Origin of the sequence: Carnobacterium mobile DSM 4848, from assembly GCF_000744825.1 — a bacterium.
Taxonomy (GTDB): domain Bacteria; phylum Bacillota; class Bacilli; order Lactobacillales; family Carnobacteriaceae; genus Carnobacterium_A; species Carnobacterium_A mobile.
Genome location: NZ_JQMR01000001.1, coordinates 2403879 through 2417840 on the forward strand (window position 1 = coordinate 2403879; position 13962 = coordinate 2417840).

Annotated in this window: 12 protein-coding genes; 6 read left to right on the forward strand and 6 right to left on the reverse strand. The window is 36.3% G+C overall.

From position 1 onward, the window contains the following. Nucleotides 1-71 precede the first annotated feature (71 nt). Nucleotides 72-575 (forward strand): PTS sugar transporter subunit IIA, encoded by a 504-nt coding sequence (locus tag BR87_RS11375; RefSeq protein ID WP_035033230.1) that lies wholly within the window; start codon nucleotides 72-74, stop codon nucleotides 573-575. Between the two features lie 88 nt (nucleotides 576-663). On the opposite strand, the gene BR87_RS11380 is transcribed toward BR87_RS11375, so the two are convergent. The 5 genes from BR87_RS11380 to BR87_RS11400 all read right to left on the reverse strand — a co-directional run bounded on the left by BR87_RS11380 (nucleotide 664) and on the right by BR87_RS11400 (nucleotide 6655). Continuing rightward, entirely contained in the window at nucleotides 664-1287 is a 624-nt protein-coding gene (locus BR87_RS11380; protein ID WP_035032302.1) for a flavin reductase family protein, read from the reverse strand. Nucleotides 1288-1310: 23 nt separating this feature from the next. Continuing rightward, nucleotides 1311-2297: a ring-cleaving dioxygenase gene (locus tag BR87_RS11385; protein ID WP_035032305.1), complete on the reverse strand. Its 987-nt coding sequence runs from the start codon at nucleotides 2295-2297 to the stop codon at nucleotides 1311-1313. Nucleotide 2298: 1 nt separating this feature from the next. After that, nucleotides 2299-3201 (reverse strand): VOC family protein, encoded by a 903-nt coding sequence (locus tag BR87_RS11390; RefSeq protein ID WP_035032308.1) that lies wholly within the window; start codon nucleotides 3199-3201, stop codon nucleotides 2299-2301. Nucleotides 3202-3379: 178 nt separating this feature from the next. Then, a complete protein-coding gene (locus BR87_RS11395; RefSeq protein WP_035032311.1) occupies nucleotides 3380-4414 on the reverse strand; it encodes a lactonase family protein in 1035 nt (344 codons plus the stop codon). A gap of 120 nt (nucleotides 4415-4534) precedes the next feature. Continuing rightward, nucleotides 4535-6655: a CDP-glycerol--glycerophosphate glycerophosphotransferase gene (locus tag BR87_RS11400; protein ID WP_035032314.1), complete on the reverse strand. Its 2121-nt coding sequence runs from the start codon at nucleotides 6653-6655 to the stop codon at nucleotides 4535-4537. A gap of 378 nt (nucleotides 6656-7033) precedes the next feature. Between BR87_RS11400 and BR87_RS11405 the strand changes: the two genes are divergently transcribed. Both BR87_RS11405 and BR87_RS11410 read left to right on the forward strand, forming a co-directional pair. Further along, nucleotides 7034-7402 carry a PTS glucitol/sorbitol transporter subunit IIA gene (locus tag BR87_RS11405; protein WP_342341579.1) on the forward strand — a complete coding sequence of 123 codons (369 nt, stop codon included), beginning with the start codon at nucleotides 7034-7036 and terminating at the stop codon, nucleotides 7400-7402. A 39-nt stretch (nucleotides 7403-7441) separates the two neighbouring features. Beyond that, nucleotides 7442-8674, forward strand: a complete 1233-nt coding sequence (locus BR87_RS11410; RefSeq protein ID WP_035032320.1) for an AI-2E family transporter — start codon at nucleotides 7442-7444, stop codon at nucleotides 8672-8674. A gap of 134 nt (nucleotides 8675-8808) precedes the next feature. On the opposite strand, the gene BR87_RS11415 is transcribed toward BR87_RS11410, so the two are convergent. After that, the gene (locus BR87_RS11415; RefSeq protein WP_035032323.1) at nucleotides 8809-9432 is read right to left on the reverse strand and encodes an FMN-dependent NADH-azoreductase; all 624 of its coding nucleotides are present in this window, start codon (nucleotides 9430-9432) and stop codon (nucleotides 8809-8811) included. Between the two features lie 218 nt (nucleotides 9433-9650). Here BR87_RS11415 and BR87_RS11420 point away from each other — a divergent pair, with 218 nt between their 5' ends. From BR87_RS11420 to BR87_RS11430, 3 genes are read left to right on the forward strand one after another with little or no spacing between them, the layout of a single operon-like run. Then, on the forward strand, nucleotides 9651-10280 hold the full coding sequence (locus BR87_RS11420; protein WP_244877058.1) for a TetR/AcrR family transcriptional regulator: 630 nt from the start codon (nucleotides 9651-9653) through the stop codon (nucleotides 10278-10280). A gap of 23 nt (nucleotides 10281-10303) precedes the next feature. After that, nucleotides 10304-12025 carry an ABC transporter ATP-binding protein gene (locus BR87_RS11425; protein ID WP_035032326.1) on the forward strand — a complete coding sequence of 574 codons (1722 nt, stop codon included), beginning with the start codon at nucleotides 10304-10306 and terminating at the stop codon, nucleotides 12023-12025. Then, a complete protein-coding gene (locus tag BR87_RS11430) occupies nucleotides 12025-13872 on the forward strand; it encodes an ABC transporter ATP-binding protein (protein ID WP_051929860.1) in 1848 nt (615 codons plus the stop codon). Before BR87_RS11425 ends, BR87_RS11430 begins: the two co-directional genes overlap by 1 nt. Nucleotides 13873-13962: the final 90 nt, after the last annotated feature.

The following is a 13962-nucleotide window of genomic DNA, read 5'->3' on the forward strand; positions in this document are numbered from 1 at the left end:
CTGAGAACTTTTCATACAGATGTTCGATGGAAAGAACTATAGAATTTTTAAGGAGATGAGTATATATGGGAATGTTTGATTTTTTAAAGAAAAAAGACACAACACCTGAAAATAGCCCTGTAAAGTTGTATGCACCGGCAAACGGGAAATTGATTTCAATTGATGAAGTTTCAGATCCTGTTTTTTCACAAAAAATGATGGGAGACGGTTTCGCTGTTATTCCAACAGATGGAAAAATCACATCACCAGCTGCTGGTAAAGTATTAAGTGTTTTTCCAACTCAACATGCGGTGGGCCTTTTACTTGAAAATGGTGTAGAAATCTTATTGCATATGGGATTAGATACAGTAGAATTAAACGGCGGACCTTTTGAAACGGCCGTTAAAGAAGGCGATGAAGTAACTGAAAACACAGTGATTTCAACTGTTGATTTAGCTGCTTTAGAAGCTGCGGGTAAAGATAGCGCAATGGTAGTTGTCTTTACAAATATGGATAAAGTATCAGACTTTAACTTAGCTGCTACAGGAGAAGTTTCTTCTTCTTCAGAGATCGGATCTGTCAAAGCGACTGATTAATCTCATTCAATAAACAAAGAAAAGACTTACTTTTTCGTTGCTGAGAAGCACAAACGGAAAGGTAAGTCTTTTTTTGATGCATTTAGTTTTAGTTCACAGGTCGGATAAGCGTAAATTCTTCATTTAAAGTAGCATATTGATCGCCTGCTAAGCGAGCAACGGGATTTAAATCCCCGGTTAAAATATAATCTTTAGCTAAATCAATGACAGATTCATGGAAAAAAAAGTCGGTTATCCGGAAAATAAATAAATCCGTGATAATATTTCCAGCTTCATCTTTAATAGGAATATGTTGATACAATTTCCCTTCAAAACGAACTTTTGCTTCTTGAATAGTAGGAACACTAACCGTTTGACTATCAATCAAAGTTAATTGAGTTCGATCCAATTCACTTTCATGGGGAGCTAAAGGAGCTGCTGTACGATTCATTTCTTCAACTAAATCCTGATCTACAATATGAATCACTGCTTCTTTTCGGTCTAAAATATTTCGGGCTGTGTCTTTCTGTTTTCCCGCATTCCGTAAAATGGCTACTGATACAAGAGGCAGTTCATTGGAAACTCCGCTAAAAAAACTGAAAGGTGCAGCATTAACGATCTTCCCATTTTTTGAAAGAGAGGTGACCCAAGCAATTGGACGCGGAATGACGCTGCCGCTGATAAACTTATATTGTTGTTTTTTAGTAAGCTCGTCTGCTGTAAAATGAATCAAATGAGTAGCTTCCTTTCAATGAATTAGAGGTATTCTTTTTCAAATTTTTTATTGCTGCGGACAGTATCAATTGGCCGAACAAGTTTCTCAATTTCTGCTCGTTTGTTCCGAAAAGCAGGAGGCAGTGCTAACGTTTCTCCTAATGTTTCGTAATCTTCTTCATCATCAATAAAACCAGGACCATCTGTTGCGAATTCAAATAAAATACCAGGTGCAATCCGGGCATAAAGCGATTCAAAATAAAAACGATCTACATAACCAGAAGTTGGAAAACGAAATTGAGCCATTCGGTCGATCCATTTATCTAAGGCGGCGCGATCTTCAACACGGAAGGCCATATGATGGACACTGCCATACCCTTGTTGAGCTTGCGAAAGATCTTCATTGTGTTCTACAATCATTTGCGCACCATTTCCGCCGGTCCCTACTTCAAATAAATGAAAGGCATCTTCTTGGGCAATTTCCTTAAAATGTAAAACTTTTTCTAATACTTCTTTCAAAAAGTTAAAGTTTTCAATCCGAACAAAAATAGGTCCTAATCCCGTAATGGCAAATTCATCTGGAACAGGTCCTTTATGCCAAGGTATTCCAGTCCCGATTCCTTTATTATTTTCGTCAGAAATCAATTGGTATTGTTGTTCATCAAAATCTTCAAAAGATAAGGTTTTTGTGCCAAATTGTTCTTTAATTCCATGATGGGAAACGCCATATTTGTCAAAGCGCTTTACCCAATACTCTAAAGCAGCATAACTTGGAACGCGTAAAGATGTTTTAGAAATATCATTCGTTCCCTTTGTTCCTTGAGGGATTCCAGGGAAATCAAAAAAAGTCATATCTGTTCCGGCACTTCCTTTATCATCTGCAAAAAAGAGATGATAAGTCTGAATGTCATCTTGATTGACGGTTTTTTTTACTAATCGTAAACTTAAAATAGTAGTGAAAAAATCATAAATTTTTTCCGCACTGCTGGTAATAGCAGTCACATGGTGTATTCCTTTTATTTCATCCACTTTAAAAACCCTCCAAATTCGCTTCAATTTCTGATCGTTTTGTTTCTAAAAAAGGCGGCAATGAAAAACGTTCTCCTAATTCATCTAAGGGTTCGTCTAATGTAAAGCCAGGTTTATTGGTTGCAATTTCAATACGTAAGCCATTTGGTTCTAGTAAATAAAGGCTTTGGAAATATCCGCGATCTGCATATAATTCAATAGCCAGTTGGTGTTGTTTTGCTGTTTTCTGTAATCGATCGAGTTCGGTAATGGAATCGACAGAATAGGCGATATGATCAATTGAACCGCGTCCCATTCTGGAAACAGCTGTTTGATTGCTAGCTTTGACCGTGGTAAAACTAGAGTCTTTTTTTATAGCTAATTGTCCAATCGCATGAGAAGGAGACAGGCCTAAATAGTCAGTTAAGAAAGAAACTGTTTCATCGGGCTGCTCAACACGTAAGGATATTTCGCCTATTCCAATGATTTGTTTGTTTACTGGAATATCTGAATGATGGGTTGCATTTTCAAGCGCAATGGATTCGTTGACCTCCATTAAAGAAAGAGAAAGAGAGTCATTATCTTTAAAATCCAGCACTTGTTTACAGCTATTATAATCTAAAGGGATAGCATAATCAGTTAAACGAGTTTCCCAATAAGGCAAACTGCCGCGTGGCACTTTTAACGTTACACTTGAAAAGTAATTATTATTTTTTACAGCCTGTCCTACTTTTTTTAATTCAAAAAAGGTTAATAATGTACCTGGATTTCCTTGGTAATCTCCATAAAAGAGATGCCGCATTTGTGTATTTTGTTGGTTGACAGTATTCTTTACAAGGCGCAAGCCTAAAATCTCTGTATAGAAATAATGGTTATCAGCTGCTGATTTTGTAAAAGCTGAAATATGATGGATTCCTTCAACCATAATTTGACCTCCTTTATGATTAGAGTAATAATTTGTTTGATTTTTGAAAGATGCTGCTAGTAAAGCAAGCATAGCATACAATATCATTACTTACAATAAGTAAGGGGTGGTAACTTAGCTTAAGCAAAACAACACAAAAAGAATGAGCCTGCTTTTTGTGTTGTGGATAAGAATCATGTTATTTGAAATAGACACAGACACATTCAGGCGCATAAACGTCTTTTTGAATCAGCGTTAATTTTCCTGATGCAGTGTCCCGTTCAAATAAAGTTAAGTTATCAGAATCTTGATGAGCTGCTACAATGAATTTACCAGAAGGATCGATAGCAAAATCACGTGGGATTTTCCCTTCAGAAGGAACAATTTCAACTAATTCGAGTGTCTGATCCTTGTCTGAAACCGAAAAGACAGCAATTGAGTCATGTCCGCGATTCGAAGCATAAATAAAGCGACCATCATCAGAGATACGGATTGCCGCACCGCCATTGAAACTTGTATGTTCTGCGGGAATAGTAGAAATGGTTTGAAGGTGAGTGAAAGTTCCTGTTTTAGGTTCATAATCCAATACTAAAACTTCGCTGCTTAATTCCCCAAAAAGATAAGCCGTTGTTCCATTTGGGTGAAATACTAAATGACGCGGTCCTGTTCCAGGTGCAGCATTGTAACGACTTACTTCAGTTAATTTGCCCGTTTCATCGACTGAATAGGTATAAACGGCATCTGTTCCTAGATCACAAGCTACGACAAAGCGGTTATCAGGTGTCAGATCCATATAATGAGCATGTGCGCTTTGTTGGTTTTCATGCACACTTGAGCCGGTATGTTTAACTGTATCCAATAAAGCTAAATGACCTTCTGCGTCAGTCTTTAAAACAGCTACTTCACCTTTGTGGTAATTTGCAGTGTAAACAAAAGAGCGTTCTTTATCAAAGCTTACATAACAAGGAGGAGCTCCTTCAGCCGAAACCGCATCCACTTTAGTGATGTCATTTTTTACGTTTTTCTTAAATGAAACGAGTGCGCCTGCACCATTCTCTTTAGAGATCGCATATAAAACTGTTTGGTCGTCAGATAACGCGAGATAAGTTGGACTGTCAGCTTCCACAACAAAAGACAAATCTGCTAGTTCTTTTTTTTCAGTATCTAATTGAATTTGATAAACACCTTTACTTTCACGTTTAGTATAGGTTCCTAAAAGTATGTTTTCTTTCATTCCTTATTCCTCCTATGATTTCGTATTCATTTCTTTTTTAGTATAGCATAGATTAAAAAACAATAAAAAAAAAGCGAGTAGAAAACAGCGTTGTTTTTTCTCACTTTTTTTCGGTTAAATTTATTTTTTTGTAAAACGGGAAGGCACCAGATGTTGAACAGCTTCATAAATCCGCTCATTCGAATGAGTATCTCGATACTCTAATAAAGCGTCTGCTTTTTGGCGGTTTTTACGAGACATCTCAAAGCCGTCTTGGCCTAATTTAGTTAAATGGTAAATGAAACTGTCTTCGTCACTTGCGATTTCACCGGGCAATTCATTTAAATAAATCTCTCGTAGTGAAATTTGATTTTCTGAATCAGGACCTTTGACTTCTGGTTGATAAAAACAAACTGGTTTAGTTAAAAAACTGAAATCAAAAGCATGTGGATCAGTATCTGTTATAAATACTTTGCTTTCTTTGAGCAACTGTAAAATGTTTACTTGTTCCTGTAAAAGCACAGAACAGCCGCAATCAGCAAAACTCCTAAAATAGCGGACCATAGAATGAGGTAAAGCAATCGTAACGGATAGATCATATTCAGCTAGTAATTGTTTAAAGTCAGGGTTTCTTACTAACGATAAGAAACGTTTTGCTGTCCGGTCAATGGCTTCTGTCTGATAATGCAGTCCCGTTTCTTGATCAGCAGGGAAAATTAAAATTTCTGGTTTTGTTACGTCCTTTTCATCTGGAGCCAGCAGCGTATCAAAACGCGCTAAACCAGTTAGGGCAACTTGCTGTTCAGGATAGCCTAATGTTTCAATAGCGTAGCGTTTTTCGATTTTTGAGCTGACCAAAAATAAATCAGTTTTAAATTGATCTGAAGCAAAGCCAAGGGATTGCTTGACCGGTTGTAAGCCTAAAACGTTGTTTTGCAATAAAATGCGTTTAGCACCAATAATATCGATCCATAGTGGATTACGTGTAGGATAAATATGGTAAGGAGCTTCAGAAGTTAAAATAACTTGAGCCATTAACAAGGTCCGAATATAGTGTTTGGATTTAAACGGCAAAATGTGTTCTTTATCGAAAGCCACTGCTTTTTCATAATCTGGAGAAGTCGGATCTAGTACATAATAAACGGTTAGCTCTGGATAGGTTTTTCGTAGGTATTGAAAGAAATACCAGCCATTGTTACGCGCTTCTAATGGTTTTTCACCGATGATCCAGATATTTCGTTCGGTTTGAAAAGGCTTGACCAGACGAGAAAAAGGTTGGATTTCTTTGTAATACTCGTAAACGGCTTTATCGTATTTTGTTGCAGCCAAAGACAAGCCGTTATAATGTTCAGTAAAATTAGGAGAGAACAGATATGCTGATTTCCCATAGGAGATTGCCTGATCTTTATAAAATTTACGTGAACTTAGTTCTTGCGGATTAGCTACGCGAACAATCGTTGGATTAAACAGTCCATTTAAATAAACTTCAAGATAAAAATCAAAGTCCTCGTCGCCGCTGTTATGAATAAACAATTCTTTAGCTAGTTCATTTAAATCAACTAGAATGTCATAATCATAGTAATAATGATGCGTCCCGGATTCTAAACGATTCAAGTGATGATTAGAATGGATGGTTCGGCGATTACCTGTTTTTCGGCCAACCATGATCGTATCGATTCGGTTAACGGCTATGGCAGTGGTGACCAATTCACCGACGATTGTTAAAAAATCTTTTTGCGGCTCGATTTGCTTGATCTGACTACTGTGAATATAACGAATGCTGCGTACAGGTATATTTACAGTAAAACAAAAGCCCCTTGTTCTGCGACTAAAATAGGGGTAGATATCATTGCCTTGATCTTTGAATTGTGATAAGCCGAAAGAATCAAATTGTTCGAATAAATCAAGCGAAAGTGGTTCATCTTTTCGAACCCATTCATTTTCTTCTAAATAACGCACAGTATAATAAAATTCAAAGTGTTCTTTCGGATTTTTCGGAGCGTTTTGTCGGATAAAATCACGGATTCCAACACTAAAAGAATAAGTAGCCTTATCCTTTTTTTCTGCTAAAAAAGAATAGCGTTGGCCCGTTTCTCTATGTAAGATATAAAATTCTTCTAGTTGAGGTGTGTGATAATCTGAAAGTGTCAAAGTAGTCATAATTGTATCGCCTTCTTTGCGAATGGAAAAAGAAGGATGTTTTATTTTTTTAGGTTCTTGCTGCATTATTTCTTCTGGTTGATTGTCTTTGCTGGATGCCATAAATGAGTACCTCCAATATCGCGGAATTAGCGACGATTCACTAATTTTATCATACCAGTCTGTACCCTTTGAGGCAAACGCTTTTCATCAAATACTAAGGAATTTAAGCAGAATATTTAAAAAGAGAATGGTTTTAAAAAAAAAGAACCAAAGTTTGATACTCAGCACACACAAAAGCGCTTCAAAAATCTATTGGGTATTTTTTTGTCAACTATTTATCTTCTTTCTATAATATACAAGTAATGATAGAAACTTAATCTTCTTATGATGCTCAAAAGGGCTTTGTCTGCCGTATCCAGTATGTTTCTTTTCTTTACCATTACTATCTCGAATATGCTAAACTATAAGAAACCAAAAGAAGTAAGAGTTAAGAAGGGAATGGATAAAATGTTAGTAGGAAAAGTTACAGCTATAGGAGAAAATGCGGTGAGCCAAAAAGATCCAATCATTATTTTATTTGGAGAACAAGCAACGGAAGATCTTCGTTCAGTTTCAATCATTCAAAAATTTGAAGCAGATAAAAAAGAAGTTACATTAAAACCAGGACAAAAAGTTTCCTTTGATGACCAAGAGTACACGATTTTAGAAGTAGGAAGCTTAGCGAACGAAAACCTAAACACGATTGGACACGTCACATTAAACTTTTCAGAAGTACCAAAAGAAGACAAGTTGGCGAACGGTATTTATTTAAAACCTTTTAAATTACCTGAAGTAACAGTTGGTACAACTGTTTATTATGCAAAATAAACCGTAGGCTAAACTAAGCTGACTAAGGAAGTGTTGAGAATGGAACAAGAACAAGAAACAGTAAAAACGAAAAGACTAGTTACTTGGTTTTGGAAATGGTTTTTAGATAATAAGGTAGTAACGATCTTATTAGTATCCTTATTGCTGTTGTTAAATGTCTTAGTTTTTTCAAAAGTAGCTTATATCTTCAGCCCAATAAGAGATTTCCTTAGTGTGGTCGGATTACCGATTTTGATGGCCGGTATTTTATACTATTTAGTCAATCCTTTGATTGACTGGTTAGAAATCAAAAAGTTTCCCCGTATTGCGGCTATTCTACTTGTTTTTATCATTATTATTGCTTTAATTGTTTGGGGTGTAACCACCTTGATTCCCATCATACAAGAGCAAACAGTGAGTTTGATTAAAAACTGGCCGCTTTATTGGGAGAGTGTAGTGTCGCAAGCAGATAGTTTATTAAGAAGCGACATACTTTCTCAATTTCAGCAACAAGTAAATGACATCAGTCAAAACATTATGTCTTCCGTATCAAAGCAAGTAACAAATGTTGTCAACACTACGGTTACAAGTATTGGAAATGTTGTTGGAGCAGTTACGAACGTTGTAGTCGCTTTGGTTACTATGCCGTTTATTCTGTTTTACTTACTAAAAGATGGACGCAACTTGCCGTATCATATAATGAAAGTTATTCCAACTAAGTTTCGTTTGACAACGTATAATTTGTTAACAGAAATCAATACGAAAATCAGTCAGTATATCCGAGGACAATTGTTGGTGGCTTTTTTTGTCGCTTTGATGTTTTGGATTGGATTTGCTGTCGTAGGGCTGGAGTATGCTGTTACATTAGGAGTGATGGCTGGCTTCTTAAACTTGATTCCCTATTTAGGGTCATTTTTAGCTATGGTACCGGTGGTGATTATTGCTTTTGTTACTTCACCGGCTATGCTAGTGAAGGTGCTGATTGTTTTTGCTATCGAACAGACTATTGAAGGTCGAGTCATTCAACCGCAAATTCTAGGCAGCAACTTAGATATCCATCCCGTTACGATTATTCTCGTTTTACTGACTTCAGGAAAATTATTTGGTATTCCCGGTGTTATTTTAGGAATTCCAGGATATGCTATTCTAAAAGTCATCCTTGAGTATTTTTTCAACTGGTATCAAAAGCATTCGGGACTATACGAACACGATTATAATCCAGCGAATGAACCAAGTGTGCCGATTGAAAAAAGGAAAAAGAAGAAAATCAAGAAGAGAAAAAAAGAGGAGTAAGAGAATCTTAGCAGCTGAACCTGCTAAGATTCTTAACTTACTTCAAGAACCATAGCAGGTAACTAGATATAGTTTTTATTTTTGATAGAGAATTAAAGCCAGTGCGGATAATTAACCGCACTGGCTTTAATAATTTAAAACGTTTCACCTAAAGCAGTTGCATTAACCACTGCATCAGCAACGATTTGAGGAGCATCTTCTGGAGCATAATCCATTCCTTCTACGAATAGTTCATGAAAATCAGAAACGCCAATAAAGTTAAAAATAGTTTTGATATAGATACTCGCTGGGTCCTGTCCGCCATAAGTTCCGCCGCTGGCTTGAATGTGCAGTGCTTTTTTATCAGTAGCTAGACCGACTGGTTGTCCTAATTCATTGTATTTAAATGTTTTTCCAGAAACATTAATTGTATCTATCCAGGCTTTTAGACGGGCCGGTACATTTAGATTCCATAAAGGATTAGCTACCACTATTTTATCAGCTGCTAAAAAATTAGCGGTATAATTACCGAATAAAGTGACCTTTTCTTGTTGAACTTCTGATAACTCGTCAAAAGGAGTGCCAGCTCCAAGAGCAGTCCAAGCATCAAGCAAGTTACGGTCAATTTCTGGAACAGCCATATCGTATAAGTTAGTATCTTCTATAATATGGTCAGGATTTGTTTTTTGATACGATTCAATAAAAGCATCCGTTACTTTCATTGAACGGGAAACATCACCAGTTAAGGGATGAGCTCTAACAAGTAATAATTTAGTCATTTTGAACATCCTTCTTTCTTTTGTTTTTGTGATGAAAAGAACAATTAATTTTATCTTTATAATCTTACTAAAGATAAGTAGAAGATGCAATTGGAAATAAAAAAATAGAAAACGAATTCATCAAAAAAGTAGTCAAAAAAACTTGATTTTTATTTTAGCCTCCCCTATAATGACAAAGTGTCATTATGACGGCATGTCATTTTCAGGAAATGAAAGGAATGAAAAAAGTGCCAACTAAAACGTATTTTAATTTATCGGAAGAAAAGCAAAGCCGGTTGGTAGCAGCAGCGGCAGAGGAATTTTCTCGCGTTCCTTTAAATGAAGCATCAATCAATAATATTATAAAAAAAGCTGAAATTTCGCGCGGCAGCTTTTATCAATATTTTGCAGATAAAGAAGACTTGTATTATTATTATCTGAGTTTGCTTAAACAAGATACTCAAAAGATGTTGTTGGATAGTTTTAAAAAAGCGAAGGGAAATTTATTCGAAGGATACCGTCTTTTTTTTCCCGCTGTACTCACTTTAATCATGGATGAAGAGCATTCTGATTTTTTTAAACATATGTTTTTACACATGGATTACCGTACCGGTAAAGAAGTAACACCTGATACGGCTAAACATTTAGAAACAGAAAGAAAATCTGATCATCCGCTAAAAAAACACATTGATATGGAAAAATTGAAATTAACAGATTCAGAAGATTTTTCTATGTTGATTAAATTTTTGATGACCACTTTATTTGGGACTATAGGAGAAGGCTTCTATAAGAAACACTCGAAGGAAGAAATCATTTCAGCATTTAATAAAAAAATAGACTGGATTGAGTATGGTTTAGAAAAAAATTAGCCCATTTAGGAGGAAAGAAAACTATGATAAAACTAGCTAAACGAATGAATGGCTTAGCAGTAATTGGAGCAATCTTATTTATGGTTGTCCAAGTTGTCTGTGATTTATATTTGCCCAATTTAACTGCAGATATTATAGACAACGGAGTAGCGACAGGAGACGTTGATTATATTATCTCAGTCGGCGTAAAAATGTTGGGTTTCTCTTTATTAAGTGTAGCTGCAGCAACAGGGAATGTTTATTTGGCTGCACAGCAATCTCAGTTATTAGGAAAAAATGTTCGAAGTACTATCTTTAAAAAAGTATCTTATTTTTCAAACGATGCAATTGATGAGATTGGAACATCCTCGCTGATCACTAGAACGACCAATGATGTGGTCCAAATTCAAATGGTCATCATGATGGGATTAAGAATGATGATTATGGCTCCTATTATGCTAGTGGGAGCAGGAGTTATGGCTTACAACCGGGAACCTAAGCTTGCCAGTATTTTTCTTTATGTACTGCCGATTTTAGCTGTATTCATGTTAATCATTATGTATTTTGGAGTCCCATACTTTAAAAAAATGCAAAGTAAAACGGACCGTTTGAACTTAGTTTTTCGAGAAGGATTGACTGGGATCCGTGTGATCCGTGCATTCAATCGAAATGATTCAGAAATAAAACGATTTGACGCAGCCAATAAAGATTTTGCTGATACGTCTATCAAAGCTAATACGATCATGAGTTTTATGATGCCTGTTATGACCTTGATCATTAGTGCAACCAATATCTCAATTATTTGGTTTGGTGGACACTATATCGGTGATGGGGCTATGGAAGTAGGGAACTTAATTACCTTTATGACTTATGCGATGCAAATTTTGATGAGCTTTATGATGTTGTCGATGATTTTCATTTTCATTCCAAGAGGACAAGTGTCTGCTGCTCGTATTAATCAAGTTTTAGCCACAGAAAGTGCGGTTAAAGATCCAGAAAAACCAACAAAAGTAGATATGGCAAATAAAGGAACATTAGAGTTTGACCATGTTGATTTCCGCTATACCGGAGCTGAACAATTAGCCTTAAAAGATATTGATTTTAAAGGGAACAAAGGCGAAATGGTAGCTATCATCGGTGGAACGGGTTCAGGTAAATCGACTTTAGCTAACTTGATCGCACGTTTTTATGATATTGAATCAGGCAGCATTCGAATCAATGGAGTAGATATTCGTGATATGAATCAAAAAGACTTGCGCAGCATGATCGGTTATGCTCCTCAAAAAGCAATTTTATTTACAGGAACGATTCGTTCAAATATGCAATATGGGAAGCCAGATGCAACAGATGAAGAAATTTGGCATGCATTAGAAGTTGCACAAGCTAAGAGCTTTGTAGCGGAATTGCCAGACGGTTTAGATAGTCATGTAGAACAAGGAGGAGGAAACTTCTCTGGTGGACAAAAACAACGGTTAAGTATTGCTCGTGCCCTTGTTTCTAAAGCAGATATATTGGTATTCGATGATTCTTTCTCTGCTCTAGACTTTAAAACAGACGCTGCTTTACGTAACGCGTTAGTTACAGAAGCAAAAGACGCTGTCGTTGTGATCATTGCCCAAAGAATCAGTACAGTAATGAATGCTAATACTATTTTAGTAATGGATGGCGGACAAGTAGTTGGAAAAGGAACACATGAAGAATTAAAAGAAACGAATGAAACATATCAAGAAATTATGAACTCTCAAATGAGAGAGGAGGAAATTTAATGAGAAATGCAGGATCAAAAATGGCACCCCGCAAAGCCAAGAACTTTTGGGGCACGTTAAAAAGACTGCTTGGTTATATGTCAAGTCGTTTAGTTGCTGTTGGCTTAGTTTTTGTTTTAGCCATTGTTGGAACTGTCTTGCAGACTAAAACACCGAGAATTTTAGGGGAAGCAACGACAGAAATTTTCAAAGGTGTCATGGCAGGAGCTAAGATGCAACAAGCTGGCCAAGCCATGGATAAATTACCAATTGACTTTGATGTGATTAAAAATGTTTTAGTCACTGTAGCTATTTTGTATGTTTTATCTGCAGTTTTCCAATATTTCCAACAATTTACCATGACGCGTGTAGCGCAAAGAACGGTTTATGATTTGCGGAAAGACCTAAAAGATAAAATGAACAAAGTACCAATGAGTTATTACGACACTCACTCAAACGGAGATATTATGTCACGGGCTGTTAATGACATGGACAATATTGCCAATACGTTGCAACAAACCTTGACTCAATTTGTTAACAGTTTCGTCTTGTTTTTTGCCGTATTGTACATGATGCTCAGTATCAGCTGGCAAATGACCTTGATTGCTTTTGTAACAGTTCCGTTGAGTGTAATTGTGATTGGTTTGATTGCTCCACGTTCACAAAAGCTGTTTGCAAGTCAACAAAAAAAATTAGGCCTATTGAATGACCAAGTTGAAGAAACTTATGCTGGCCATGTAATTATTAAAACCTATAATCGTGAAGAAGCAGAAATAGAAAACTTTGAAAAACAAAATGAAGAATTGTATCAATCTTCTTGGAAAGCTCAATTCTTTTCTGGCTTCATTATGCCTATGATGAATTTTGTTAAAAATATTGGTTATTTGCTAGTAGCTGTAGTAGGGGGTATTAAAGTAGCAAATGGTGGAATGACCTTAGGGGACGTTCAAGCTTTTCTACAATATACCAATCAATTTAGTCAGCCAATGAGCCAAATGGCTAATTTGATCAACACCGTTCAAGCAACTGTTGCTTCAGCTGAGCGGGTATTTGAAGTGTTAGATGAAGAAGAAATGACAGAAGAAAAATCGAATGTCACACCTATTCAAAATTCACCTTACAAAATTTCCTTTGAACACGTTCAATTTGGTTATGGTGACGATAATGAAGAATTATTGATGAAAGACTTTAACTTAAATGTTAAAGAGGGCCAAATGGTTGCTATCGTTGGACCAACTGGAGCAGGTAAATCTACCTTGATCAATCTATTGGAACGCTTTTATGATGTTAAAGGCGGAAGTATCAAATTTGATGGTGTAGATACCAGAGACATGTCCCGTGATGAATTGCGTTCGCATTTCAGTATGGTATTGCAAGATACTTGGTTATTTAATGGAACAATCCTTGATAATATCAAATACGGTAGCGAAAAATATGGTCAAGATGAAGAACGTGTGGCTGCAGCAGCGACAGCGGCTCACGTAGATGATTTTGTTCATACATTGCCTGCTGGTTACGATACGATTCTAAATGAAGAAGCCAGCAATATTTCACTTGGGCAACGCCAATTGATTACGATTGCTCGTGCTTTCTTAGTTGACCCTGAAGTCTTGATCTTAGATGAAGCTACTTCAAGCGTAGATACACGGACAGAAATCTTGATTCAAAAAGCAATGCGCAAGTTATTACAAGGCAGAACAAGCTTTGTTGTTGCTCACCGTTTGTCCACTATCCGTGATGCGGATAACATTATTGTGATGAACGAAGGAGACGTAATGGAAACTGGTACACATGATGAATTAATGGCAAAAGGCGGCTTCTATGCTGATTTGTATAACAGCCAATTTGCTGAACAACCAGCTATCTAATAAGATAAAATAAGAGATTGACTCAAAAGTATAATTAGTTAGAAAAAAGTAGAAAGCGCCAAAGTTATTTGGCAGCTTTCTACTTTTTTT

Coding starts and splice junctions, on each gene's coding strand:
- BR87_RS11430 (WP_051929860.1), top strand. CDS start 12,025: ATGAGAAATGCAGGATCAAAAATGGCACCCCGCAAAGCCAAGAACTTT.
- BR87_RS11410 (WP_035032320.1), top strand. CDS start 7,442: ATGGAACAAGAACAAGAAACAGTAAAAACGAAAAGACTAGTTACTTGG.
- BR87_RS11395 (WP_035032311.1), bottom strand. CDS start 4,414: ATGAAAGAAAACATACTTTTAGGAACCTATACTAAACGTGAAAGTAAA.
- BR87_RS11375 (WP_035033230.1), top strand. CDS start 72: ATGTTTGATTTTTTAAAGAAAAAAGACACAACACCTGAAAATAGCCCT.
- BR87_RS11390 (WP_035032308.1), bottom strand. CDS start 3,201: ATGGTTGAAGGAATCCATCATATTTCAGCTTTTACAAAATCAGCAGCT.
- BR87_RS11400 (WP_035032314.1), bottom strand. CDS start 6,655: ATGGCATCCAGCAAAGACAATCAACCAGAAGAAATAATGCAGCAAGAA.
- BR87_RS11405 (WP_342341579.1), top strand. CDS start 7,034: ATGGATAAAATGTTAGTAGGAAAAGTTACAGCTATAGGAGAAAATGCG.
- BR87_RS11420 (WP_244877058.1), top strand. CDS start 9,651: ATGAAAAAAGTGCCAACTAAAACGTATTTTAATTTATCGGAAGAAAAG.
- BR87_RS11425 (WP_035032326.1), top strand. CDS start 10,304: ATGATAAAACTAGCTAAACGAATGAATGGCTTAGCAGTAATTGGAGCA.
- BR87_RS11415 (WP_035032323.1), bottom strand. CDS start 9,432: ATGACTAAATTATTACTTGTTAGAGCTCATCCCTTAACTGGTGATGTT.